The 25,192-nt window shown below is 41.0% G+C and carries 20 protein-coding genes; all 20 read right to left on the bottom strand.

Annotation, left to right across the window (positions count from 1 at the left end):
* Positions 1-81: 81 nt before the first annotated feature.
* Positions 82-4,404, bottom strand: a complete 4,323-nt coding sequence (locus ACIQ0C_RS09990) for a PolC-type DNA polymerase III (protein ID WP_403059344.1) — start codon at positions 4,402-4,404, stop codon at positions 82-84.
* 165 nt (positions 4,405-4,569) lie between these two features.
* On the bottom strand, positions 4,570-6,270 hold the full coding sequence (locus ACIQ0C_RS09985) for a proline--tRNA ligase (protein WP_403059342.1): 1,701 nt from the start codon (positions 6,268-6,270) through the stop codon (positions 4,570-4,572).
* 267 nt (positions 6,271-6,537) lie between these two features.
* A complete protein-coding gene (gene rseP / locus ACIQ0C_RS09980) occupies positions 6,538-7,806 on the bottom strand; it encodes an RIP metalloprotease RseP (protein ID WP_403059340.1) in 1,269 nt (422 codons plus the stop codon).
* A gap of 7 nt (positions 7,807-7,813) precedes the next feature.
* On the bottom strand, positions 7,814-8,974 hold the full coding sequence (gene dxr / locus ACIQ0C_RS09975) for a 1-deoxy-D-xylulose-5-phosphate reductoisomerase (protein WP_403059338.1): 1,161 nt from the start codon (positions 8,972-8,974) through the stop codon (positions 7,814-7,816).
* A 43-nt stretch (positions 8,975-9,017) separates the two neighbouring features.
* Positions 9,018-9,815: a phosphatidate cytidylyltransferase gene (locus tag ACIQ0C_RS09970; RefSeq protein WP_403059336.1), complete on the bottom strand. Its 798-nt coding sequence runs from the start codon at positions 9,813-9,815 to the stop codon at positions 9,018-9,020.
* A gap of 25 nt (positions 9,816-9,840) precedes the next feature.
* A complete protein-coding gene (locus ACIQ0C_RS09965) occupies positions 9,841-10,614 on the bottom strand; it encodes an undecaprenyl pyrophosphate synthase (protein WP_403059334.1) in 774 nt (257 codons plus the stop codon).
* A gap of 399 nt (positions 10,615-11,013) precedes the next feature.
* A complete protein-coding gene (frr, locus tag ACIQ0C_RS09960; protein ID WP_252280415.1) occupies positions 11,014-11,571 on the bottom strand; it encodes a ribosome recycling factor in 558 nt (185 codons plus the stop codon).
* Positions 11,572-11,574: 3 nt separating this feature from the next.
* On the bottom strand, positions 11,575-12,297 hold the full coding sequence (pyrH, locus tag ACIQ0C_RS09955; RefSeq protein ID WP_034313639.1) for a UMP kinase: 723 nt from the start codon (positions 12,295-12,297) through the stop codon (positions 11,575-11,577).
* 125 nt (positions 12,298-12,422) lie between these two features.
* Complete coding sequence (gene tsf / locus ACIQ0C_RS09950; protein WP_402839464.1) at positions 12,423-13,307, bottom strand: translation elongation factor Ts; 885 nt, start codon at positions 13,305-13,307, stop codon at positions 12,423-12,425.
* A gap of 309 nt (positions 13,308-13,616) precedes the next feature.
* Positions 13,617-14,330 carry a 30S ribosomal protein S2 gene (gene rpsB, locus ACIQ0C_RS09945; RefSeq protein WP_034313644.1) on the bottom strand — a complete coding sequence of 238 codons (714 nt, stop codon included), beginning with the start codon at positions 14,328-14,330 and terminating at the stop codon, positions 13,617-13,619.
* A 154-nt stretch (positions 14,331-14,484) separates the two neighbouring features.
* On the bottom strand, positions 14,485-15,114 hold the full coding sequence (locus ACIQ0C_RS09940) for a DUF6115 domain-containing protein (RefSeq protein WP_403059332.1): 630 nt from the start codon (positions 15,112-15,114) through the stop codon (positions 14,485-14,487).
* 253 nt (positions 15,115-15,367) lie between these two features.
* On the bottom strand, positions 15,368-16,132 hold the full coding sequence (locus ACIQ0C_RS09935) for a FliA/WhiG family RNA polymerase sigma factor (protein WP_403059330.1): 765 nt from the start codon (positions 16,130-16,132) through the stop codon (positions 15,368-15,370).
* Between the two features lie 110 nt (positions 16,133-16,242).
* A complete protein-coding gene (locus ACIQ0C_RS09930) occupies positions 16,243-16,746 on the bottom strand; it encodes a chemotaxis protein CheD (protein WP_402839470.1) in 504 nt (167 codons plus the stop codon).
* Positions 16,739-17,377 (bottom strand): chemotaxis protein CheC, encoded by a 639-nt coding sequence (locus ACIQ0C_RS09925; RefSeq protein WP_403059328.1) that lies wholly within the window; start codon positions 17,375-17,377, stop codon positions 16,739-16,741. The genes ACIQ0C_RS09930 and ACIQ0C_RS09925 overlap by 8 nt, the downstream gene beginning before the upstream one ends.
* 4 nt (positions 17,378-17,381) lie before the next feature.
* Positions 17,382-17,837: a chemotaxis protein CheW gene (locus tag ACIQ0C_RS09920; protein ID WP_402839474.1), complete on the bottom strand. Its 456-nt coding sequence runs from the start codon at positions 17,835-17,837 to the stop codon at positions 17,382-17,384.
* Positions 17,838-17,942: 105 nt separating this feature from the next.
* Positions 17,943-19,985, bottom strand: a complete 2,043-nt coding sequence (locus ACIQ0C_RS09915; RefSeq protein WP_403059325.1) for a chemotaxis protein CheW — start codon at positions 19,983-19,985, stop codon at positions 17,943-17,945.
* A gap of 21 nt (positions 19,986-20,006) precedes the next feature.
* Positions 20,007-21,104, bottom strand: a complete 1,098-nt coding sequence (locus tag ACIQ0C_RS09910) for a protein-glutamate methylesterase/protein-glutamine glutaminase (protein WP_403059323.1) — start codon at positions 21,102-21,104, stop codon at positions 20,007-20,009.
* A gap of 10 nt (positions 21,105-21,114) precedes the next feature.
* Positions 21,115-21,981, bottom strand: a complete 867-nt coding sequence (locus tag ACIQ0C_RS09905; RefSeq protein WP_403059321.1) for a MinD/ParA family protein — start codon at positions 21,979-21,981, stop codon at positions 21,115-21,117.
* Positions 21,965-23,122 (bottom strand): flagellar biosynthesis GTPase FlhF, encoded by a 1,158-nt coding sequence (gene flhF, locus ACIQ0C_RS09900; protein WP_403059319.1) that lies wholly within the window; start codon positions 23,120-23,122, stop codon positions 21,965-21,967. The genes ACIQ0C_RS09905 and flhF overlap by 17 nt, the downstream gene beginning before the upstream one ends.
* Positions 23,119-25,155 carry a flagellar biosynthesis protein FlhA gene (gene flhA, locus ACIQ0C_RS09895; protein ID WP_403059453.1) on the bottom strand — a complete coding sequence of 679 codons (2,037 nt, stop codon included), beginning with the start codon at positions 25,153-25,155 and terminating at the stop codon, positions 23,119-23,121. Before flhA ends, flhF begins: the two co-directional genes overlap by 4 nt.
* Between the last annotated feature and the right edge of the window lie 37 nt (positions 25,156-25,192).

Raw genomic sequence — 25,192 nt, 5'->3', positions numbered from 1 at the left:
TTTCCAATAAAAATATACCATAATCAAGATATTTATGCAAATATCATGTCTGTTTCTTCCTTTTTGAAATCCGTTTCCTCTTTAAAATAAAGATAACTGATTTTGTTCAGGCAATGACTCCAGACAGCCTTGTTTATCAAGGTATTCAAGGATGGTCTTCGAAACCTTACCCCGTTGTTGAAGATCTTCTTTGGAGAGGAATTCACCATTTTCCCGCGCGTTGACGATATTGATCGCCGCATTCGTTCCAAGACCTGGTATCGAATTGAAAGGCGGAATCAAAGTGTTCCCTTCAATTAAGAATTGATCTGCACTGGATTTGTACAAGTCGACTTTAGCGAATGAAAATCCTCGTTCACACATTTCCAAAGCTAGTTCAAGAACCGTCAATGTATTCTTTTCCTTTGTGGATGCATCCAATCCCTTTACCATGATTTCTTCCATTTTTGCCTTGATCGCTTGTGACCCCCGTGTCATGGCGTCGATTTCAAAATCATCGGCACGTACTGTGAAATAGGCTGCATAATATAATAAGGGCAGATGCACTTTAAAATAGGCAATCCGGACAGCCATTAAGACGTAAGCTGCAGCATGGGCTTTCGGGAACATGTATTTAATCTTCTTACAAGAATCGATATACCATTCCGGCACCTCATTTTTCCTCATTTCCTCTTCGAATTCCTCCGAGAGCCCTTTCCCTTTACGTACAGATTCCATGATTTTAAACGCTAGGGAAGGATCGAGACCTTGATAGATCAGATAGACCATAATATCATCCCGGCAGCCTATAACCTCACTTAGTGTACAAATCCGGTTGTGGATCAGTTCCTGTGCATTGCTCAGCCATACATCCGTACCGTGGGAAAGGCCTGAAATCTGAACAAGCTCGGAAAAAGTCGTAGGTTTCGTATCTTCAAGCATCTGCCGGACAAAACGCGTACCAAATTCCGGGATGCCAAGCGTACCCGTTTTACACATGATCTGTTCTTCGGTAACTCCTAAAGATTCAGTACTGCTGAATATTTTCATTACTTCCGGATCATCGGTAGGAACGGTCTTTGGATCGATGCCACTTAAATCTTGAAGCATCCGGATCACAGTCGGATCATCGTGTCCAAGTATATCAAGTTTCAAAATATTGTCGTGAATGGAATGGAAATCAAAGTGAGTTGTTTTCCACTCAGAATTCCGGTCATCCGCAGGAAACTGAATTGGTGTGAAATCATAGATATCCATATAATCCGGAACAACGATGATTCCGCCCGGGTGCTGTCCAGTCGTCCTTTTCACACCAGTACAACCGGCAACAAGGCGATCAGTCTCGGCTCCTCGCATATGGATGTTATTATCAGAGGAATACCCTTTTACATATCCATAAGCCGTTTTTTCAGCGACCGTACCAATCGTTCCGGCACGATATACATATTCTTCACCGAATAAGACCTTCGTATAGTTATGGGCCTTCGGCTGATATTCACCGGAGAAGTTCAAGTCGATATCCGGAACCTTATCCCCTTTAAATCCAAGGAAAGTTTCAAACGGGATATCATGCCCGTCTTTTGTATAAGCGATGCCGCAATCGGGACAGTCTTTATCGGGCAGGTCAAACCCGGAACCTACAGAACCGTCATTGAAGAATTCGGATTTCTTGCACTCAGGACATACATAATGCGGCGGCAGAGGGTTCACTTCTGTAATTTCAGTCATGGTGGCAACGAAAGATGATCCAACAGATCCCCTTGAGCCAACTAGATAACCATCATTCAATGATTTTTTAACAAGTTTGTGAGAAATCAAATAAATAACGGCAAAACCGTGGCCTATGATGCTTTTCAATTCTTTCTCAAGACGGGCTTCCACGATTTCCGGCAGGTTTTCTCCATAAATCTTCCTTGCCATGCCATAACTCATTTCACGCATCTCTTCATCTGCACCTTCAATTTTAGGTGTGTATAACTCATCCTTGATAGGCTTTATATCTTCAATCATATCCGCGATTTTATTCGTGTTGGTCACCACGACCTCTTTGGCCTTCTCAGAACCTAGGAAAGAGAATTCCCGAAGCATTTCATCCGTTGTCCGAAAATGTACGTCAGGTAGCTTATGACGATTGAGCGGATTAGCGCCGCCTTGTGAATTCACAAGGATTTTACGGTAAATTTTATCATTCGGATCCAAATAGTGCACATTTCCCGTGGCTACGACTGGCTTATCCAATTTTTCACCAAGCTTGACGATATTGGAGATGATCGTTTCTAATGATTTATCATCCCGTACATATTCAAGCTCGATTAAATGCTGATACACTTCCTTCGGATGGATTTCCAGATAATCGTAGAACTCGGCGATATCGACGACTTCCTCAAAACCCTTCTGCATCATCCCTTCAAAAACTTCGCCTTTATCGCATCCCGATCCGACAAGGATTCCTTCACGATACTTTTTAAGCTGTGAGCGCGGTAATCGCGGAACACGATAGAAATAATCGATGTGTGAAATTGAAATTAATTTAAAAAGGTTTTTTAAGCCAGCCTGTGTTTGCGCGATCAGCGTACAATGGGACGGCCGGGAACGCTGATAAGCATTTCCTTTACCCATATTGTCATTAAGTTGATCATGATGGGTAATCTCCTTTTCCATTGCATCCTTCAGCATCTTCAGCATAAGGTAACCTGTAGCTTCGGCATCATAAATGGCCCTATGATGCTGGGTCAAATCAATATCGAACTTCTTACATAGTGTATTTAAACGGTGATTTTTAAACTCTGGATATAAGAAACGGGCAAGTTCCAATGTATCAAGAACAGGATTGGAAGCTTTAGGATAACCCAAGTTTTTATAACCTATATTCAAAAACCCCATATCGAAGGCTGCGTTGTGGGCAACCAGGATCGCATCGCCCGCCCAGTCCTTGAACTTTTCTAGCACTTCCGAGACCTCTGGAGCATTTTCTACGAGATCATCAGTGATTCCAGTCAATTCTATCGTCGTATTGGATAGTGGGTGATGCGGATTAGCAAATGACTCGAATCGATCAATGATGTCACCGTCACGAATTTTCACTGCCGCAAATTCAATGATCGTATCATAAACGGCAGACAGACCCGTCGTCTCTACGTCAAAAACAACATAGGTGGCATCTGCCAAAGCGATATGTGCCTCATTATAAACGATGGGTACACCATCATCCACAAGATTCACTTCGACGCCATAGAGGATTTTAATACCATTCTTTTTCCCGGCACTATAAGCTTCAGGGAATGATTGTGCTCCCGCATGATCTGTAATGGCCACAGCCTTATGCCCCCACTTTGCAGCCTGGGCAACAAGCGCTGAAGTAGGCGTCACTGCATCCATCTGGCTCATTGGGGTGTGCAAATGCAGTTCTACACGCTTTTCTCCTTCTGGGGCCTTATCCTGCCGTCCTTGTTTAGAAATCTCATTTATATCATTTGCGATCATCACAAGGTCACGTACGAATGTATCATTTTGGATGCTGCCTTGGGCACGTACCCACATCCCTTTTTTCACTCGGGCAAGTATGGCGGCATCTTCTTTATCACGCGAAAACATTTTGACCAATATCGAGCTCGTGTAATCCGTGACTTTAAATGTCAACAGGCTTCGTCCGCTTCGTAACTCACGCACTTCTGCATCAAATACGAAGCCTTCAATAGCAATCCTGCGCTCTTCATCGATAATTTGTTCTATTCTGCGGAAATCCGCATCTTCTTTAATCGTATAGCCAATTTTAACCGGTCCTTCGTAGACGCCATCGTCGCCGCCTTTATCCGATTCTTTCTTCTGCATTTCCACTAGCGCAGCAAGTCCCTTTTCCGTGTCTTCCTTTTGTTTCTCTTCTAAAAACTTTTGATAATCTGGATTCGAAACCGTTTCCTTCACTTCCGCTTCAAGTGTCAACGGAGGAAAACCGAATGTTTGGTAGATATTAGAAATGATGCCAGAGTATTTTCGTTTTAACTGACCAGCCTCTGTATCATTTCGGGCGCTTACGATAAGCTTATATCCATTTACCGTTGGCACTTGATCATTCAGTAGCGACAACAGTGCTGGAGACATGCCTTCAAGCTCGCCAATGCAGTTTTTCCAATACTCTTTTACCAATTGTTCGGTCACTTGCGGATTGGCCACATTCAAGTTGAATGTGACCTTTGCAATATGGGAAAACGTACTTGCTAGATGAGTAGCAAGTCTTGTATGAACACTGCAAGGAATTAAAGCAGGTATATTAAAGGCAAAATGCCATGTTTTGGACTCCCTCTCGATTGAGAGTTTATCAATTTCGGCACCTATGAAATAATTCACAAAGGCATCCTCGGTCAAGTCCATTTGCTGGAGCAAGAGTTGAAATCTCTCTCTACCGCTATTTGGATTTTGATCCATTCCCTCTCTCCCCTATCTACTATCTCTTTAGATATTATTCACTATCATTTTCGTTTTGATATCAGAGGCTATTATAACATATCATGAATGTTTCACTAGTATCCAAATCCATGAAAAGGAAAGGCATCATCCAATTGAATGATGCCTAGTTCCCCCATTTTTAAATTATCCCAGTATTTCGTGAAGCTTTTGAGTTAGTTCAGCTCTTTCGAGTTCAAGAACCTCACCCGTTTTACGGATTTTCACTTCGACAATTCCGTCGGATGCCTTTTTACCAACAGTCACCCTGACAGGAAGACCGATCAAGTCAGAGTCTGCGAATTTTACACCCGCACGTTCTTGACGATCATCCATTAGAACTTCCATGCCTTGTGCCTTTAAATCATTATATAAATCTTCTGCCAGGGCAGCCTGAGCCCCATCTTTCATATTGATTGGAATCAAATGGACTTGGTATGGCGCTAAATTTGCTGGCCAGACCAATCCTTTTTCATCGTTGAATTGTTCAGCAACAGCTGCAAGTGTACGGGAAACTCCAATACCATAACATCCCATGATCATAGGCTGCGACCGTCCATTCTCATCTAGGAATGTCGCATTCATAGCTTCGGAATATTTAGTTCCCAGTTTGAATACGTGGCCTACCTCAATCCCTTTGGCAAATTTGATTTTTCCGTTTCCGTCCGGTGATGGATCACCCTCTTGGATGAAACGAAGATCTATATAATTGGCCACATTAAAATCACGAGCGGGATTTACGTTCACATAATGGTGGTCTTCCTCATTTGCACCACAAACTCCATTAACCATGACTTCGACGGCAACATCCGCAATCACTTCCACTTCAGAAGTGACTTTTATTGGTCCAAGTGATCCAATTGTACACCCTAAGACTTCCTTCGTCTCATTTGGATCGACCAAATCAACAATTGAAGCATTATAGAAATTCTTCAGCTTGATATCATTGACTTCATGATCTCCTCGTACCAAAACTAGCACATACTTTTCATCCACTTTAAACAATAATGATTTTATTAGTTTCGCTGCATCAGTATTCAAGAATGATGCAACTTCTTCAATCGATTTTTGACCTGGTGTATGAATTTTTTCAAGTGCAATTTGTTCTTCGCTGCTTTTTTCATATTTTACACTGACAGGTGCCATTTCAATATTGGCTGCATAATCGGAAGTATCCGAATATGCGATGGTATCCTCCCCTATTTCAGACAGGACCATGAATTCATGTGTATCCTTACCACCCATTGCCCCAGAATCGGCAATGACAGCACGGAAGTTCAACCCACAACGGCTAAATATATTCGAATATGCCGCATATAAATTTTTATAAACAGCATCCAGGCTTTCTTGATTAGCATGGAAAGAATAAGCATCCTTCATGATGAACTCACGTCCACGCAACAATCCGAAACGCGGTCTTTTTTCATCACGGAATTTGGTTTGGATTTGGTAAACCGTCAACGGGAGACGCTTATAGGATTTCACTTCATCGCGAACTAAGCTGGTTATCACTTCTTCATGAGTGGCACCAAGCGCAAATTCACGGTTGTTGCGATCCTTAAGCCGCATCAACTCTGGACCATAGGTATACCAGCGTCCAGATTCCTGCCAGAATTCTGCTTGTTGTAAAGCCGGCATCAACAATTCTACTGCACCAGCATTTTCCATCTCTTCCCGAACGATCGCCTCAACCTTTTGAAGCACCTTTTTTCCAAGCGGCATAAAACTATAAACCCCGCTGGAGTTTTGTCTCATAAATCCTGCACGTAATAGCAGCTGATGACTTTTGATTTCAGCATCTGCAGGCACTTCCCTCAATGTAGGGATCAACGTCATACTTTGTTTCATATCTGCACCTCTTCAATATTTCCTTTAAATTACTTGCAGCTACGGTAAATTTGACACCGCAACATTAATACGGTCATTTCATACAAAAAAGACTTTCCGCGTTATTTAGAAAAGCTAATTTAATATACTCATTCTCGATTATACTTACGATTTCCCTAGAAAACAAACAATTTCCCCAAAACGGTTAAAAAACTAGGAAATCCCTTTGGATATGGAAACGGCCAACAGATAATTCTGCTGGCCTTTTTTTTCATTATCTAAACATGTTTACAGGAAGAATCGCTGGATATCATTCCAGGTAACGACAATCATCAATAACATCAGCAAAGCAAAGCCGATGAAGTGGACCATTCCTTCTTTTTGACGATCAATTGGTTTCCCTCTTAAGAATTCGACCACAAAGAATAACAGTCTTCCTCCATCCAATGCCGGTAGCGGAAGCAGGTTCATGATTCCCAGGTTTATGCTGAGCAGCCCTGCCCATTTCATTAACGTGAATAAACCTTGTTTCGCCACTTCCTCTGTTGATTTATATATTCCTACAGGACCAGATAAACTGTCGATCGTAAACCCACCTGTTACGAGGTCACCAAGGATGATGAAGATTTGTTTTGTCCAAAAATACGTTTCTGTAAAACCATATTGTATAGCTTTAATCGGTGCTTTTTCAACCGGCGGGTATACACCGATAATCCCGATTTTCTTGCCTTCCCTTTCCACTTCTTGTGGAACAACCGATACTTCTAATGTTTTCCCGTCCCTGTCAACGACGAACTCGATTTCTTGCCCAGGGTTCTTTTGAATGCTTTCCTGAACATCTCCCCAAGTGGAGACTTCCGTCCCTTCTATGGATTGAATGACATCCCCCGATTTTAAACCGGCATTTACAGCCGAACCATCTGGAGTCAACTCACCAAGTTTCGCTTCATCCACCACCACTCCTTGAAACAGGCCGATCAACACAAAAATGACAAAAGCCAAAACGAAATTCATTGCCGGACCAGCTACAATCGTCAGAAAACGATGCCCAAGCGACTTTGAGGCAAATTGCCGGTCAAATGGAGCAATCTGGTTCTCTACACCATTTTCAACGATCACAGCTTCTTTATGAATAGCAAACGTTTTTAGTGTATCTTCCTCGCCCTCTTCATAACCAGTAAGGATCAGTTTATGATCCAGGTCGATCACTTCAACTTCCACAAGACGAATATCAGGATATTTATCTTTATTGTTCAAAATGATCTTTGTAACATTCTCATCATTATCAAACATTAATCCCACCCGATAGCCGGGTTTCAACTCTATATTTTCTGCGTCTTCACCAGCCATACGCACATAACCGCCAAGAGGAAGCAATCGGATGGTATAAACGGTTTCCTTCTTTTTATATGTGAATACTTTTGGCCCGAAACCGATTGCGAACTCACGGCATAAAATTCCTGCTCGCTTTGCAAACACTAAGTGCCCAAGCTCATGGAAAAATACTAGAGCTCCAAAAATGATGATGAACGCTATAATCGTTTCTAAAGTCTGCATGTTCCGGTCACCTATCTTTCACTAAAGATTCTATATACTGCCTTGTCATAATATCGACTTCCTGAATTGTTTCTAAATCTGGAAGGGCTATGACGGAATGCTGATTCAGCGCTTTTTCAATTAACGTTTCTATTTCAAGGAAGGTTACCTTTCCATATAAGAATGCAGAGACTGCGGCTTCATTGGCAGCATTCAACACAGTAGTCATCGTTCCGCCCATTTTACCTGCTTTATAAGCGAATTGCAAACAAGGATATCTAGTGAAATCCATATCCCTAAAATGCAGTTTGCCTGCTTCAGCAAGGTTAAGTCGTTTGCGACCTGCTAGCGGAATGCGGTCTGGATAAGTAAGTGCATATTGTATCGGCACCCGCATATCCGGTGTCCCCAGTTGTGCTATCACGCTGGAGTCATGAAACTCAACCATGGAATGGATGATGCTCTCCTTATGTAGCAATACATCAATTTTATCGTAGGGAAGATCGAATAGCCAGTGGGCCTCAATGACTTCCAACCCTTTATTCATCATTGATGCTGAATCGATCGTAATTTTAGCTCCCATTGACCAGTTTGGATGGTTCAGTGCCTCTTCCACCGTTACATCCTTCAATTCTTCCCTGGTCCGATCTCGAAAACTGCCTCCTGAAGCAGTAATGACAAGACGTTCTATATTTTTTTCCTTTTCACCTTGCAATGCCTGAAAAATAGCGGAATGCTCACTGTCAACCGGCAACAATCTGACCCCCGCTTTTTTTGCTTCACTTATGACTAAATGTCCTGCCGTCACCAAAGTCTCCTTGTTGGCGATAGCAATATCTTTTTTAGCCTTTATTGCTTGAAGTGTCGGATAAAGACCCACGCTTCCGATGACGGCATTGACCAATATCGTCGCCTGATCATAAACAGCAACAGCAGTCAACCCCTCATCTCCATACATGAACTCGATATCTTTACGGCTGGAGAATTCACTTTTCAAAACATGATAATCTTCTTCCGTCTGGACTGAAACCAGTTTCGGTTCAAACTCTTGTATATAAGTCCTGACCAATTCTATATTCTTTCCAGCAGAAAGCGCCACGATCTTGAATTGATCTGGATGGGACCTAACTACATCCGCTGTTTGTTGACCAATCGATCCTGTCGCGCCCAAAAGGCTGATATTTTTCAAATTGTTCATCTCCTAATTCATATAACGCTTGCCTATATTTATATTATAAAACATGCAATAAATGCAAAATCGGTAAAATGAATATCACACTATCAAGCCTGTCCAAAATTCCACCATGTCCAGGGAGAAGCTTCCCTGAATCCTTAACGCCATAATGACGTTTATACGCCGATTGGACGAGATCACCCAATTGGCCGAATACCCCAATGATTAATGAAATCAATAATAATTGTAATAACGTGTAATCAAGGCTGGAGAAGACGTAAAACAGAACACCCACTACCATCGCGGAAATTAACCCGCCGATGAATCCCTCCACGGTCTTGTTTGGACTTATTTCTGGCCATAGCTTTCTTTTACCAAGTGATTTACCAATGAAGTAGGCTCCGGAATCGGTTGCCCAGATCGTAAATAGGGTAAGCAGGATATAGATCAGCCCCAACCCCAAAGAGTCACGTGTTTCAAATAGGTAGTAGAAACCTATCCCCAAGTATAGGATTGAAATCACTAGAAAGCCTGCGTCATCAAAGGTAAAACGGTTTTTTGAAACGACTGTATAAAGTAACAGCAGCAAAACCCCGATTAAGAAGACTTGAACTTTATCGTAATTTATTTCTGCCAAAAAAGCGGTATGCTCATTAGGCAATAAAAGCACCCACAATAATATGTGAGAAAGAAATGCTTCAAAAGATAGTACACGTAACTTTTTCATTTTCATCAGTTCATACAAACCAATTGAAGCTAACAGATAAACCGTCAGTAAAAAGGGAGTGCCCCCTAAAATGACTAGTGGAATGAAGATAGCGGCAACTACGACCGCCGTAATAATTCGTTGTTTCATTATTCCATTTTCCTCGCCTTCTACATTAAACGCCACCGAATCTTCGTGAACGCTTTTGATACTCCTCAACTGCCTGCAATAAATGCTCTTCACTAAAATCCGGCCATAGCACTTCAGTAAACCACAGCTCCGTATAAGCCGACTGCCAAAGCATGAAATTACTTAAACGGATTTCACCGCTTGTACGGATCAGTAAATCAGGATCCGACAAATGTTTGGTCATCAGGTAATTGGATAGCATTTCCTCAGTTACATTTTCCTTTATTATACCATTCTTAGCATCTTGAATGATGCTATTCACTGCAGATACAATCTCCCCACGGCTTCCATAATTCAGGGCAAAATTCAGAATCATCCCATCATTGTCTTTCGTGTCTTCCATTGCCCGTTTAACGGCACTTTGAGTATGTGACGGAATGAGTGACAAGTCCCCAATCGTTTCAACTCTTACATTTTCGGAAATGAGCTCGGGTAAAAATGTCCCAAGAAATTCCTGGGGAAGCTTCATCAAAAAGTCGACTTCACTTTTCGGACGTTTCCAATTTTCAGTGGAGAACGCATAGACCGTCAAAGTTTTGACCCCTAATTTATTGGCAACTTTCGTAATTCTACGAACGGTTTTCATTCCTTCATGATGACCCGCCACACGTGGCAATGCACGCTTTTTGGCCCAACGGCCGTTCCCATCCATAATGATGGCGATATGCTGAGGAACATCAAACTGTTTAATATGCTGAATCCTATTTGTTACATCGGAAGAAGCATCTTTTTTAACGAAACGCTTCCAAAGTGAATACATATGTTAGTCCCCCATCAGGTTGTACTTATCTCTCTACAAAGGCAAAGTTTTTCGTGCACTATGTATATCAAGCTTTCTGCCGCTTAAAAAGAATCTATATTATAATATCAAAAAAAAACTGGTTCTCATATTATTATTATGAAATTTATTTCTTCATTAGAAGCTTGAAAGAGTGAAATCATTACTTCTTTTTTTCTAAAACCGGTTATGACTGCCATGAAAAATGCAAAAAAGGACCACCTCCAACGTTTGCATGCAACATACTAACTCAAGGAGTAATCATTATCGGAGAAACCTTATTATAACAGTTTTCTCCTTTAAGCACACCTATATGTTAGCACCAAGACATGACCCAGTATGGATTCGGCCCTCTTTATATAATCAATTCTTCATTGGAAATTATACTTCCAAAATTTCTTTTTCTTTATCTTTTGTAATTTCATCGATTTTCGTGATATTGCCATCTGTCATCTTTTGGATGTCATCAGCATAGCCACGTAAATCATCTTCAGTGATTTCACCATTTTTTTCAAGCTTTTTCAAATCATCATTAGCATCGCGACGCACATTACGGACAGCTATTTTCGCCTCTTCCGCTTCTTTTTTCACAACTTTCACAAGCTCTTTTCTGCGCTCTTCAGTTAACGCCGGGATGGCTATCCTGATGACCGATCCATCATTAGAAGGATTTAAGCCTAAGTCTGATTTCAAAATCGCCTTTTCGATTTCACCCAATACCGTTTTATCATATGGTTGAATGACTAATAGCCTAGCTTCAGGGACAGAAATACCAGCCACCTGATTTACTGGTGTCGGCGAACCATAATAATCAATCGAGATTCTATCAAGCAATGAGGCATTTGCCCTTCCGGCACGGATGCTTGCTAATTCACGTGTGTACGCTCCAATGGCTTTTTCCATTTTCGTTTTCGCATTCGAAATAACTTGTTTCGGCATCTTTTATTTCCCCCTTACAATAGTTCCAAGCGTTTCGCCTAAAACGGCCCGTTTAATATTACCTTTTTCCATGATTGAGAAGACGATCAATGGAATATCATTGTCCATGCATAGTGAGGACGCAGTTGAATCCATTACTTCTAACCCTTCTTTGATCACATCAAGATAGGAAAGTTTATCATACTTCACTGCATTTTTGTCTTTAACCGGATCTGCATTGTATACGCCATCCACATTATTCTTCGCCATCAAGATGACATCAGCTTCAATTTCTGCAGCACGCAGGGCGGCAGTGGTATCCGTTGAGAAGTATGGATTACCTGTACCAGCTGCAAAAATCACCACTCTCTTTTTCTCAAGATGCCTGATTGCCCGGCGTCTAATGTATGGTTCTGCGACTTGTCTCATCTCAATGGAAGTTTGCACGCGCGTTTCAATTCCAAGCTGATCAAGGCTGTCTTGTAATGCCAATGAGTTCATGACTGTAGCCAGCATACCCATATAATCGGCATTAGCACGATCCATGCCCATTTCACTGCCTATTTTCCCGCGCCAAATGTTTCCGCCTCCGACAACGACAGCCACTTCCACATCAAGCTCTGCCACTTCCTTGACTTGTTCAGCAATGGATTTAATTACTGCAGGATTAATTCCAAATCCTTCTTCACCGGCTAATGCTTCACCACTTAGTTTTAGAACGACACGTTTATATTTAGCGTTACTCATGAGAACCTCCAACTATGTAATCTTTTCATTCGTTCATCATGCTTTCTTGCAATACTGCCAAAAATTCATGACATTTCAAAAAATAGGGAACACAAGAGTGTTCCCCATTATTAACTATCTGACAATTAGTCTTTTTTAACTTGGTTCATTACTTCTTCAGCAAAGTTTTCTTGACGTTTTTCAAGACCTTCCCCTACTTCATAACGAACGAATGATTGGATTTTTCCGCCTTTTGATTCAACGAATTGTCCCACTTTTTGATCAGGGTTCTTAACGAAAGCTTGTTCGTTAACACAGATTTCTTCGTAGAATTTATTGATGCGTCCTTCAACCATTTTCGCAACGATTTTTTCAGGTTTTCCTTCATTAAGAGCTTGCTGCGTAAGAACTTCGCGTTCGCGTTCTAATTCGCTAGCATCCACTTGGTCGCGAGAGATATATTTAGGGTTAATTGCAGCAATATGCATTGAAACGCCTTTAGCTGCCTCTTCGTCAGTTGTACCTTCAAGAACTGATAGTACGCTGATGCGTCCACCCATGTGAAGGTATGCACCAAATGCGTCGTTATCTGTTTTAGAAACGACTTGGAAACGGCGAAGAGTTAATTTTTCCCCGATTTTAGCAACAGCAGCATTGATATGGTCTGCAACTTTTGCTCCATTTTCCATTGTTTGCTCAAGAGCAGCTTCAACGCTTTCAGGTTTGTTGGCAAGAAGGAACCCAGCCAATTCTTTAACAAGAATTTGGAAGCCTTCGTTTTTAGCGACGAAATCAGTTTCAGAGTTCACTTCAAGAATAACCGCTTGGTTTCCTTCAACAACGATTGAAGTTAAACCTTCAGCAGCAATACGGTCACCTTTATTAGCAGCTTTCGCAATTCCTTTTTCACGTAGGAAATCGATTGCCTTTTCCATATCGCCTTCTGTTTGTACAAGTGCCTTTTTACAGTCCATCATACCGGCACCAGTTTTTTCACGCAATTCTTTAACTAATTGTGCAGTGATTGCCATAATATATATCCTCCTCAAATTAAATGCAGTTTATTCAATCTTTACCCATTATTGCCAAAAAATACTTGTTACCTTCAAAGAAAATGACGAGCCTTGACAATATTTCTGATAAACATCCACTTTTTCAGTCAATATGACGGAACTAAATCAGCTGATGATTTTCATCCCTTAAAAATCGCCCATACCTTTTTAAAAAGACATTCCGTACAGTGATTTTATGTATGTTTATTTAGTGCAAAAAAAAGGGATAAAAGGCATTATCCTCTTATCACCTTTTTTTCTTACTGAATAAGCAACCTTTTTTACTTATTAAGCAGTAGTTGTTTCAGTTGCTGTTTCTTCGCCTTGTTTAGCTTCTAAGATAGCATCTGCCATTTTACCTGTTAATAATTTAACAGCACGGATTGCATCGTCATTCGCAGGAATAACTACATCGATTTCATCCGGATCACAGTTTGTATCAACGATACCAACAAGTGGAATGTGTAATTTGTGTGCTTCCGCAACAGCAATACGCTCTTTGCGTGGGTCGATAACGAAGATCGCATCTGGAAGAGTCTTCATATCTTTAATACCGCCTAAGAATTTCTCTAAGCGATCCCATTCTTTTTTAAGTTGGATAACTTCTTTTTTAGGAAGTACTTCGAAAGTTCCGTTTTCTTCCATTTTTTCGATATCTTTAAGACGAGCGATACGTTTTTGGATTGTTTCAAAGTTTGTTAAAGTTCCACCTAACCAACGTTGGTTTACATAGTACATACCAGAACGGATAGCTTCTTCTTTAACAGATTCTTGAGCTTGTTTTTTAGTTCCGACGAAAAGAACAGTACCACCGTTAGCAGCTAGTTCTTTCACGAAGTTATAAGCTTCTTCAACCTTTTTAACTGTTTTTTGAAGGTCGATGATGTAGATGCCGTTACGCTCAGTGAAGATATATTTCTTCATTTTCGGGTTCCAGCGACGTGTTTGGTGTCCGAAATGCACACCAGCTTCAAGCAATTGTTTCATAGAAATGACTGACATTTTAGTTCCTCCTAAATGGTTTTGTTTTTCCTCCGCACCGATCATTTTCATACAGAAACTGTCGTAACAGCACCATCTGCAAGAATCACGGGGCGTGTGTATTAACACCATTTCATAATATATCATAATGACTCTGCACAATCAAGAGATAAGTTTATCTATTCATTCGAAACTTTAGTAATAGCTCTACCTCCGTTTGACCGCGACCTAACTTTTTGGCGATTTCCTCTACTGAAAGTCCTTGATCCGCTAACATATCCACTTTTTCATTTAATGACCGTTCATTTAACGAAGCCTGCAGCATGTCCGAAAATTCCATGCCAGCCGGCTTCCCCTGATTTTGAGGGGAAGTGGCAGCCGATGCAAGCTCCAATTTGTCCTCGACTTTTACGGGTAAAGCATTTGCCTCATTTTCTTCAGGCATTATTTTATAAGCGTTAATCGCCTGCTTTTTAGCCGCGGCACGGCTTCCCACTTTATACTCTAGCAGAATGTTTTGTTCTTGTTTTTCTTCCTTTGTTTCTTTGATTGAACCATTTTCTTGTCCTTTTTGTCCATGCTCTGGATTCATTGCCACCGAATTGGTGATTGCCTTTACCAATGTCTCGTTGTCTTCTTTCATCTCCATTAAATAACCAGACAAAAGTTGTTCCATTTCTCTAATGATGGCTTTTTGGTCTTTTTCCAACTTACTTAAACGATTTTGACGAAGATATAAAACGATGATGGCGAAAATGGTGAACATGTTCAATACAAACAACAGAAATATAAAAAATGCTGACATGTTGCCTCCTAATTAACGGGAATAGTCAATCCTATTACCTTTTATACGGATGGGGATCTTTTTTCACTGTTGTTTTTTTCTTGGTTACTTTCTCTACTCTCTTCTTGACAAAGTACAGTTCGAACATTCTGTGATTTCAAAACATTTACGGATGCGGGTATCCGTAAGAATTGATTTATAGCTGCTTTCTTCGTTCAATTGGGATCTTTATGCTTTCCAGACCCCACGACCCTCTTCAATGAAAATATCATGATTAAATCTTATGATCTTGCATCGTGTTTCTTAATTTATAAATCGCTTTCGAGTGAATTTGGGATATCCGGGACGTAGATAGGCTCATCACTTGTCCGATTTCGGTTAAGGTCAGTTCTTCTTTATAAAAAAGCTGTAAAACCAATTGTTCCTTTTCATTTAGGGTTTCTATGACTTTGGCTAATTCCTCATACAGTTCTTCCCTTAACACATGTTCCTCAGGTAAATCCGCCTTTTCATCTTTAATATGAAAATTCGCGCTTTCTTTATCATCCTCTTGGGGGTTTTCATCCATTGATAGTACATTGGCAAAGAAATTCTCATTTAATGCAGCATATACTTCATCTTCCGGTATATTCAATTCAGCGGCAATCTCATTTGGCAAAAGGTTCCTCATGTATCGCTGCTCCAGCCTCTCTATTGCAGATTCAATTTTCTTGGCTTTATCTCTTGCACTCCGTGGAAGCCAATCCTCTTTTCTTAATCCATCTAAAATGGCACCACGAATTCTAAATGATGCATATGTGTCAAACTTGAGGTCACGCTTCGTATCAAAACGTTCCAGGGCATCGAATAACCCCATCATCCCTAAACTCCTTATATCATCCCGGCTCACATTTTTAGGAAGACTTACTGAAATACGTTGAACATGGTACGATACGAGAGGTATGTATTTCTTTACCAAAATGTCCCCGGCTTGCGGATCTCTGCAATCCACCCAATTTTTCCAACATAACTGCTCTTCTTCGATGGTCAGATGAGACATTGGACATCCTCCTAACATTGTTATACGATTTGTGATCAAAACGGCCCTTAAAGCCATAAATGCAATAATAATTCGGATGCAAATGCATCTGTCATATTTTTGAATCCGTCCTATATGTTTTTAGTCCCTTTTGTAACGGTCCGTATATTTAGCAAGCAATCATTTAAATTGAATTCAATCGTTCTCCCGCTATTCCCGCCAACATCTTCAGCAACGACTCTAATCCGCAAGTCAGATAACTCTTTCCGGACAGCTTCCACATTCCGTGGTCCGATTCTCATTAAATCCCCTCCGGAGGCAAATTGAAACATTTGTGCTCCGCCAGCAAGCTTCGCTTTTAGGAATGGCATTCTTGCGCCTTCTTTCACTAAGACCTGCACTAATTCCTTTATCGCCGTATCTGCAAATTTGGCAACGTTGATCTGTCCCGATTTAGCGAGTGAAGAGTCAGGCAACATGATATGGGCCAAACCTGCAATTTCTTTTTTTTCATCATAAATCACAACACCGACACACGATCCCAACCCGGAAGTACGAATCGTATAGGGAGGTTTTATTATATTCATATCCGCTATTCCAACCTTAACAACCTGGACCTTTACCGATTCAGTCATTATGTGACACTCCTAAAGCGGAAAAAATGATATCAAAAAATTCGGGATCAGGTAATAGAAAGAAATGACCACTAATGGAGTCAGCAAAAAGCTGGTCCTTTTCAAGTACAGTATCAATAACGATGGCTGCGTCACTTACTTGAGATAATTCCAATAACCCATAACTGATCGTTGCCCCTACCATATCGATGCTCAAGGATGGAACGGATGGATGGATATTCAATCGGGTGAAATCAGAAAGGGAAGAGAGATAAGATCCCGATAAAATATTCCCTAATTCCTGAAGGCAAGAGAGCGCCAATTCAGTATAGGGTGCTGAATCTATCAAAAAGGTCTCATCACCTGTCATCTTACGAATCAAGTATTGGGCTACAGGCAGTGAAAGGATAAAAAACATACTCCCTGAAGCATCACCTTCTATTCTAAGGAAAACGCTGGCCACGACGTGATCGGCCCCGCCAGCCATTTCCATCATTTCATCAAAGGAAACGATTCGGACATTAGGAACATTCATATCAATTTTCCTATTAAGGATGGCAGAAAGCGCAGTTGCTGCGTTTCCTGCACCTATATTACCGATTTCCTTCAAAATATCGAGTTGAAGAGGGTTGATTTTCTCAATGAACGACATATGATTATCCTTCTCTTAACATATTTTCAGTCATTTCCAGACTTAAGGCCTTCTCCAAATTAATTAGGACAAGCAGTCGCTTTTCAATTTTAGCCACTCCGCTAATGTATTCTGAAGCCAAATGTCCCACAACTTCAGGCTGAGGTTCGATACTCTCCACTGGAATATCCAAAACATCATTGGCAGAGTCCACTATTAACCCAACCTCCATATCATCCAGAATGACGATGATAATCCTTGTTGCTTCATCGTATTCCACCTCTTCAAAACCAAAGCGAACCCGTAAATCAATAATTGGGGTGATTACCCCCCTTAAATTTATGACTCCCTTAACAAACTTCACAGCCTTTGGAACTCTGGTAATATGCAGTAGCTTTTCGATACCGCTGACCTTATCCACTGGAATCGCATATTCTTTATCCTTAATTTGAAATACGATCACTTTCATATCCTCCGACATCTATTCCCCTCCTTTTAATAAACTCATCATTGGTGTGTAGTATTGACGAAATCCGAATCGACACGGTTGAACCAACGTCCCATTACGTGTCCCATTTATCTATCATCAATGAATCAATGTGTTGCAATCTATGATTAAAGCAACTTGACCATCACCAAGTATCGTTGCCCCCGATATTGCAAATGCACTAGTTAAATAATTACCCAGTGATTTAAGAACGATTTCCAGCTGCCCGATGAATGAATCAACGACTAATCCGGCTAATTTATCGCCTTTTCTTACAATGACCACAGAGAGGGACTCTTCTTCTTCCTGACTGATAGGCACTTCAAATATATCTTTCAAGAACAGAAGCGGCAGAATCTTTCCCCTGAAGTCAATGACCTGTTGATTATGGGCATTCAAGATATCTGATTTTTTTATGATTGCTGTTTCTATAATGGAAGAAAGCGGTATGGCATATTTTTCGTTTTGGATTGCAACCAGCATGACAGAAATTATGGACAATGTAAGTGGAAGCTGAATAAGGAAGATGGATCCTTCATTCTCTTTGGAATCGATCGTGACAGATCCACCGAGGGACTCAATGGTATTTTTAACTACATCGAGCCCCACACCGCGTCCCGATACATCTGAAATGGTTTCCGCGGTTGAGAAACCAGAAGCGAATATCAATTCATAGATTTGCTTATCCGTTAGGGTGGAGGCAGTTTCCTTAGTTAATATCCCATTGGATAGCGCCTTGTTCAAGACTCGATCTTTATTGATTCCTGCGCCGTCATCCTCGATTTCAATGAAAACATGATTACCGCTGTGATATGCTTTTAACAGGATTTTACCTTCTTCATTCTTTCCTTTCGCCAAACGTTCTTCAGGTGTTTCAATTCCATGATCCATGGCATTCCTTATTAAATGGACGAGAGGATCACCGATTTCATCAATGACTGTACGATCAAGTTCCGTTTCGGCACCGGTGATATCCAAATTGACTTTCTTGTTTAAGTCCCTTGCCAATTGACGTACCATTTTAGGAAAACGATTGAATACAGTTTCCACGGGCACCATCCGCATATTCAATACGATTGTTTGTAAATCACTGGTTATACGGGACATTCTTTCTACTGTTTCATGCAATTCTTGATTATCCAAATCACTGGATATTTGGTCAAGCCTGCCTCTATCGATTACCAGTTCCTCGAATAAGTTCATTAATATATCAAGCCGCTCAATGTTCACCCGAATGGTCTTGCTTGATGCCGTCTTAACGGGTGCCTGTTTTTTCCTATCATCATATTCAGTAGGAAGCGCGGCATTATTTGTCTCATGTTTTGGGTTTTCAGTAACTTTATCCTCTTTAGAAAGGGATGCATCCCGCAAGCGTTCGAGATCAAGTGCATTTACAACAACTTGATCCACTTCGGAAACCTTCATGATTTTTTTCTTTATCTCATCACTCGATTCTGTTGTTACCATCGTGATTGTAAATCGCTGATCGAATTGCTCTTCTTCCAAAAGTTCGACGGGTGGATGTGACTTGATTACTTCACCTGACTTTTCAAGCACCTCAAAAACCATAAACACCCGGGCAGCTTTTAAAAGACAGTCCTCACGCAACCCTATCGAAATTTCGAAGCTGTTGAATCCTTGATCTTTTGACTGCTGAAGTACTGTCCATTCAAATTCATCGTACTCTCCAACAGTCATTTCCTCCTTTTCAAGGACCGCAGAAGCTGCTGCAACTTCTGCAATGGTTGAAGAAACGGGCGACTCCCCTTTTTCAATCATTTCCAGCTGATGGACAACCCCCATCACATTTCTTTTTCCATCTCCACCTTCAGCAATGGACATGACCATCGCTTCTAAATCATCCACCGCTAAAAATATCACGTCAAACAATTCAGGTGAAAGAACGATTTGACTGTTTCGGATCGCATCCAACACATTCTCCATTTTATGAGTTAAATTGGCTAGGTCCTCATACCCCATAGTTGCCGACATCCCTTTTAAGGTATGGGCGGAACGAAAGATTTCATTTACTATCGAGAGGTCTTCCGGGTTCTTTTCGAGTACCAGCAACTGTTCGCTGCACGTTTGAAGATGTTCTTTACTTTCTTCAATAAATACCTCTAAATACTGATTCATATCCATACAATCTCACACCTCCACGTGTTAACAATAGCTTATTACCGCTCTAGCTATTTTTTCTACATCCTCTATGCTATCTATTAACTTGGTATTGATTGCAGCCTTAGGCATACCAAAAACGATTGAAGTTTCCTGTGATTCGGCTATCGCTTTTAAAGGACCCTTTTGTTTAAGCTTGGTAAGCCCCTTCGATCCGTCCATCCCCATCCCGGTCATGATAACGGCTATTTTCGCATAATCATTCATTTCACTTACCGATTCAATTAGCACATCAACCGACGGGCGATGTCCATTACGCAATTCGGATTGATCCAAAAGGATTGCCCAGCTCATTCCGACTTTCCTCACTTTCAAGTGAAAGCCTCCAGGTGCGATGTAGGCGACACCTTTTTGAATCAGTTCACCCTCTTCAGCTTCCTTCACTTTTATCTTGCATAATGAATTCAGGCGTGTAGCCAAGGATTTTGTGAAACCGGGGGGCATATGCTGGACAATGAGTATGGGTGCATCAATTTCTTCTGGGAGTCCTGTCAAGACGGTCTGCAGAGCTCTCGGGCCTCCTGTTGATGTACCGATGACTATTATTTTCTTATATCCATCGGACCATACACTTCGGTTTTTTTTGTTTATTGATGATTCTAATGAATCTATTTTACTATATTTTTTCCAAACCGATGGGCTTCTTTCAATATTTATCGCATTTTTTTCTAGTTTGTGAACATTTGCCCTGCTGGCAGCCATAACTTTTTCATGGAGTTCTTTCTTGATTTTATGTAAGTCCAATGAAACGGCTCCCGAAGGTTTAGCCACAAAATCAAAGGCTCCACTGTTCATAGCGGAAAATGTATTTTCCGTTCCTTTTTTCGTTGTGCTTGATAACATGATTACAGCGGTTGGACATTCATTCATGATCCGGTTTAATGCTTCCAATCCGTCCATAATCGGCATTTCCACATCCAAAGTCACGACATCGGGTTTTAAAGCCTTTATTTTGTCTATGGCATCTCTTCCATTCCTGGCAGTCCCGATGACTTCCATCCTGCTATCTTCTGCTAAAAACTCTGAAATTAACTTCCTCATAAATGCAGAATCGTCCACTATCAGCACTTTTACTTTATCCATCTAAGGAGACCTACTTTCCCAAAAAATATCTCTTCATATTTTGGAGGAAACGGCTTTTTTGCAAAGTCAATTCTTCCCCAAATGAATGATTTGCATATCTCGAAGCAATGTCCATGATGGCTTTGGATACATCGGCTTCGGAATCGAAAAGGAGAAAGGGCATTTGTTTGGTAACGGATTTGGGTACGGTTCTATCATCTGGCAAATAACCTAGAGCTACAGCTTCCAGACCCAAAAATTTCACTAGCGCATTTTGGAGCCGTTTAATCGTTTCTTTGCCGTCCTTACTCGAGAAAACACGATTGCAGACTAGGAACAATGGAATCTCTTTGTTTACTGAATGAATATATTTCATTGCGGAATATGCATCCATGATAGAAGTAGGTTCAGGCGTCGTGATAACGACCAATTCATCCACACATAACAGGAATTTCATGGAATCCTCAGTGATGCCTGCACCCATATCAAATAAGATATAATCGTAATTCGCCAACAACAAACTGAATTCTTCATTAAAGCGGGTATACTTATCTTCATCAAGTGAAAAGAGATTCGTCACTCCTGTTCCGCCTGTAATGATTGAAATATTTCCTGGTCCTGACATGATGATATCCTTCAAACTACATTCTTTTTCAAAAAAATCAATAATACTGCAGGGCGAGTGTTCCCCGATCAAAATATCAATATTCCCCATTCCGATATCCATGTCGAACAACAGTACTTTTTTCCCCTTTTGGGATAAGGCAATGGAAAAATTCAAAGAAAAGTTTGATTTTCCCACTCCACCTTTACCACTTAAAACGGCAATCGTTTTGGCCATTGATTGATTTTGGCGGGCTTTCAATCTCCTTCGTAAATTCTCAGCTTGATCTTTCATATTTTTTAGCCCCAAAAGCCATTTTCATTAGCTGTGATGATGTAGCTATTTCAATATCGTCCGGTACATTCTGTCCATCTGTTATATAGGCTGCTCCTAATTTATGAGTGTGTATAAAATTGAATATCGGCCCGAAAGTGGAAGTTTCGTCGGCTTTTGTAAAAATGACCTGTTTAATCGATATGGCAGCAAACTGTCGATAAATATCTTCCATATCCTTCTGTTTAGAAGTCAATGACAACACTAAATAGGTTTCCATCTCATCTGTAAAATGGATGATTTCATTAAGATCCTTAACATATTGCGGGTTACGGAAATTCCTTCCGGCCGTATCAATAAAAACAAAATCATAATGGGAGAAGCGTTCAGCCGCCCTTTTGAAGTCTTCCAGATTATAAGCGACTTCTATGGGAACGTTTAAGATCTTGGCGTATGTCTTAAGTTGATCTATTGCAGAAATCCTGTACGTATCCGTCGTAATGAAAGCCACCTTTTTATCATGCTTCAACATGGTTTCTGCAGCCACTTTTGCCAGGGTCGTCGTCTTTCCCACACCTGTTGGGCCAACAAAATTAATATACTTTTTTTGCAGCCCTGTTTTTCCATTTTCGACTTTTTCCAAAATCCCGAACATGGCTTCTTCCAACCAAACTTGAACCTCTTCATCAGTGGATTGTTGTTTAAAAACGAACCATTTTTCAAACAGCTCATCCATGATTTGGGACCGAAGTGAAATATCCACTTCCTGCTGGGTTAGGTATTCGTGGATCTTCTGCAGTTTCCCAGGATATTTTCGATCAGGTGAATAGATTTGCAAGCTCTTTATCATATCTTTCAAACCTTCGATTTCTTTTAATAAGTCAGCACTTTCCCTATTGCCTTCATTAGGTTCAAGGACGTGACTTGCCATTTCCAGCTTTGCTGGCAACTTCTTCGATTTTTGTTTGGTTACGGTTTGGATAGACTGGGACACGGGGTCTATGGCTGCAATGACTTCAATATTCCTCTTCTTGAATAATCCTAAGAAACCACCAGTATATACAGCCTTTGAACTTAAGATTACCGCATCACTGCCTAGTTCCTCCCTTATTCGCTTCATTGCCTCGTTCATTGATGGTGCCAAATATTTCTTTACCTTCAATCGAAATTCACCACCCCTACACTTTGTACTTCTACATTCGATTCGAGTTCATTGTATGAAAGAATCGGTACATTAGGAAAATAACGTTCAGTTAATTGCCGTGCATACATCCTTACTGCTGGAGAGCAGAGTAAGATCGGTTGGTGGTCCATTAGGGTCAACTCTTCCAATTTGGCTGCAATCGCCTCCAATATGGATTGCGATATAGTTGGATCCAATGATAAAAAATTACCATGTTCGGTTTGCTGTACACCATCAGCGATGGTCTTTTCCACTTTCCCCGATAATGTTATGACTTTAATTCTATTTTCATCCGTAATAAAAGAATTCGTTATTTGTCTGGCTAAATTCTGCCTTACATATTCAGTAAGCAAATCGGTGTCTGTCGATAACTTGCCATAATCAGCAAGTGTTTCGAAAATGATCGGTAAGTTCCTTATTGAAACTTTTTCCTTTAATAATTTTGCCAATACCTTTTGTACATCTCCTATAGTCAAAGGATTCGGTGTGACTTCCTCCACTAGTATAGGTGCCGATTCGTGAAGATGATCGATCAATTGTTTCGTTTCCTGCCTGCCCAATAATTCCTGCGCATTGGCCTTTATGACTTCCGTCAAATGAGTGGATACAACACTTGGCGGGTCCACAACTGTATAACCCAACAACTCGGCATGTTCTTTCATGTCATCCGTGATCCACTTGGCCGGTAAACCGAAAGACGGTTCTATCGTATCGATTCCTTCGATTGAATCATCCTCCATCCCTGGACTCATGGCCAAGAAATGATTAAGAAGCAATTCCCCCTTTGCCATGACATTTCCTTTAATCTTCAGCCGATACTCATTGGGATTCAACTGAATGTTATCACGTATCCTGACGACAGGGATCACGAGTCCCAATTCAATTGCAAGCTGCCTGCGGATCATGACGACCCGGTCCAGCAGGTCTCCCCCTTGATTGGCATCCGCAAGCGGAATCAATCCATATCCAAACTCAAATTCGACCGGATCGACACTTAAAAGGTTAACGACGCTTTCTGGACTTTTCATTTCATCGGTTTCCAACACTTCTTCCATTTCTTGTATTTCACTTTCATCCTGCTTTGGTATCCTTGAAATTGTATACCCTCCAACGACTAATAAAGCAGCAATCGGAATGGTGAATAAGTCAGAAATGGGAGTGAATAACCCTAAAAGGAAAATGGTTGCTGCTGTTAGGTAAAGCATTTTGGGAAATTGAAATAACTGTTCAACAATATCCGCTCCGAGGTTTCCATTTGAGGCTGCCCGGGTTACGACTATTCCCGTAGCTGTAGAAATCAATAAAGCAGGTACCTGACTCACGATACCGTCACCAACCGACAACATGGAAAAATGGACGGCCGCTTCTCCAAAGCTCATGTCCAATTGCATGACGCCAATGATCATACCGAAAATCAAGTTAATGATGACAATGATGATGCCCGCTATGGCGTCCCCTTTAACAAACTTACTCGCTCCATCCATGGATCCATAAAAGTCTGCTTCGTTACTAATTTTTTCCCTTCTGGCACGTGCTTCATTTTCGGAGATCATCCCAGCATTTAAATCTGCATCGATGGCCATCTGTTTCCCTGGCATCGCATCAAGCGTAAACCTTGCCGCTACCTCCGAGACCCGTTCGGAACCTTTCGTGATGACGATGAAATTGATGATGACCAAAATGATGAATACAACTAATCCTACAAGCACGTTACCGCCGACTACAAATGACCCAAAGGTTTCTACAACTCCCCCAGCATCACCATAGGTCAAAATGGCACGAGTCGTCGAAACATTCAACCCCAGCCTGAACAATGTCAGTAAAAGGAGCAAGGAAGGAAAGATTGAAAATTCGAGAGGTTCTTTCATATTCATCGTAGTCAATAGAACCAGCAACGCAAGAGAGATATTTAAAAGGAGTAAAATGCTTAACAACCATGTTGGCAATGGAATGACCAACATGGCAACGATCATGATGACGCTCGATATAACAACTAAATCTCTTGCTCGTATGTTTTTTTCTCTCCTAACTAGCGGGTTACCCTATTAC

Source organism: Peribacillus sp. NPDC096448 (genome assembly GCF_044762675.1).
Taxonomy (GTDB): Bacteria; Bacillota; Bacilli; order Bacillales; family DSM-1321; genus Peribacillus; species Peribacillus frigoritolerans_B.
Note: the sequence above shows the minus strand (reverse complement) of the source record. Positions and strands in the feature narration are given on the sequence as shown.

Excerpts from the sequence above, each read along its gene's own strand:
- ACIQ0C_RS09930 (WP_402839470.1), bottom strand. The coding sequence starts at position 16,746 with ATGACTGAATCGGTAAAGGTCCAGGTTGTTAAGGTTGGAATAGCGGAT.
- ACIQ0C_RS09985 (WP_403059342.1), bottom strand. The coding sequence starts at position 6,270 with ATGAAACAAAGTATGACGTTGATCCCTACATTGAGGGAAGTGCCTGCA.
- ACIQ0C_RS09920 (WP_402839474.1), bottom strand. The coding sequence starts at position 17,837 with ATGTCGGAGGATATGAAAGTGATCGTATTTCAAATTAAGGATAAAGAA.
- ACIQ0C_RS09925 (WP_403059328.1), bottom strand. The coding sequence starts at position 17,377 with ATGTCGTTCATTGAGAAAATCAACCCTCTTCAACTCGATATTTTGAAG.
- rpsB (WP_034313644.1), bottom strand. The coding sequence starts at position 14,330 with ATGTCAGTCATTTCTATGAAACAATTGCTTGAAGCTGGTGTGCATTTC.
- pyrH (WP_034313639.1), bottom strand. The coding sequence starts at position 12,297 with ATGAGTAACGCTAAATATAAACGTGTCGTTCTAAAACTAAGTGGTGAA.
- rseP (WP_403059340.1), bottom strand. The coding sequence starts at position 7,806 with ATGCAGACTTTAGAAACGATTATAGCGTTCATCATCATTTTTGGAGCT.
- ACIQ0C_RS09965 (WP_403059334.1), bottom strand. The coding sequence starts at position 10,614 with ATGTATTCACTTTGGAAGCGTTTCGTTAAAAAAGATGCTTCTTCCGAT.
- ACIQ0C_RS09910 (WP_403059323.1), bottom strand. The coding sequence starts at position 21,104 with ATGGATAAAGTAAAAGTGCTGATAGTGGACGATTCTGCATTTATGAGG.
- ACIQ0C_RS09915 (WP_403059325.1), bottom strand. The coding sequence starts at position 19,985 with ATGGATATGAATCAGTATTTAGAGGTATTTATTGAAGAAAGTAAAGAA.
- frr (WP_252280415.1), bottom strand. The coding sequence starts at position 11,571 with ATGCCGAAACAAGTTATTTCGAATGCGAAAACGAAAATGGAAAAAGCC.
- ACIQ0C_RS09990 (WP_403059344.1), bottom strand. The coding sequence starts at position 4,404 with ATGGATCAAAATCCAAATAGCGGTAGAGAGAGATTTCAACTCTTGCTC.
- ACIQ0C_RS09940 (WP_403059332.1), bottom strand. The coding sequence starts at position 15,114 with ATGTCAGCATTTTTTATATTTCTGTTGTTTGTATTGAACATGTTCACC.
- ACIQ0C_RS09905 (WP_403059321.1), bottom strand. The coding sequence starts at position 21,981 with ATGAAAGATCAAGCTGAGAATTTACGAAGGAGATTGAAAGCCCGCCAA.
- tsf (WP_402839464.1), bottom strand. The coding sequence starts at position 13,307 with ATGGCAATCACTGCACAATTAGTTAAAGAATTGCGTGAAAAAACTGGT.
- ACIQ0C_RS09935 (WP_403059330.1), bottom strand. The coding sequence starts at position 16,132 with ATGTCTCATCTGACCATCGAAGAAGAGCAGTTATGTTGGAAAAATTGG.
- ACIQ0C_RS09970 (WP_403059336.1), bottom strand. The coding sequence starts at position 9,815 with ATGAAACAACGAATTATTACGGCGGTCGTAGTTGCCGCTATCTTCATT.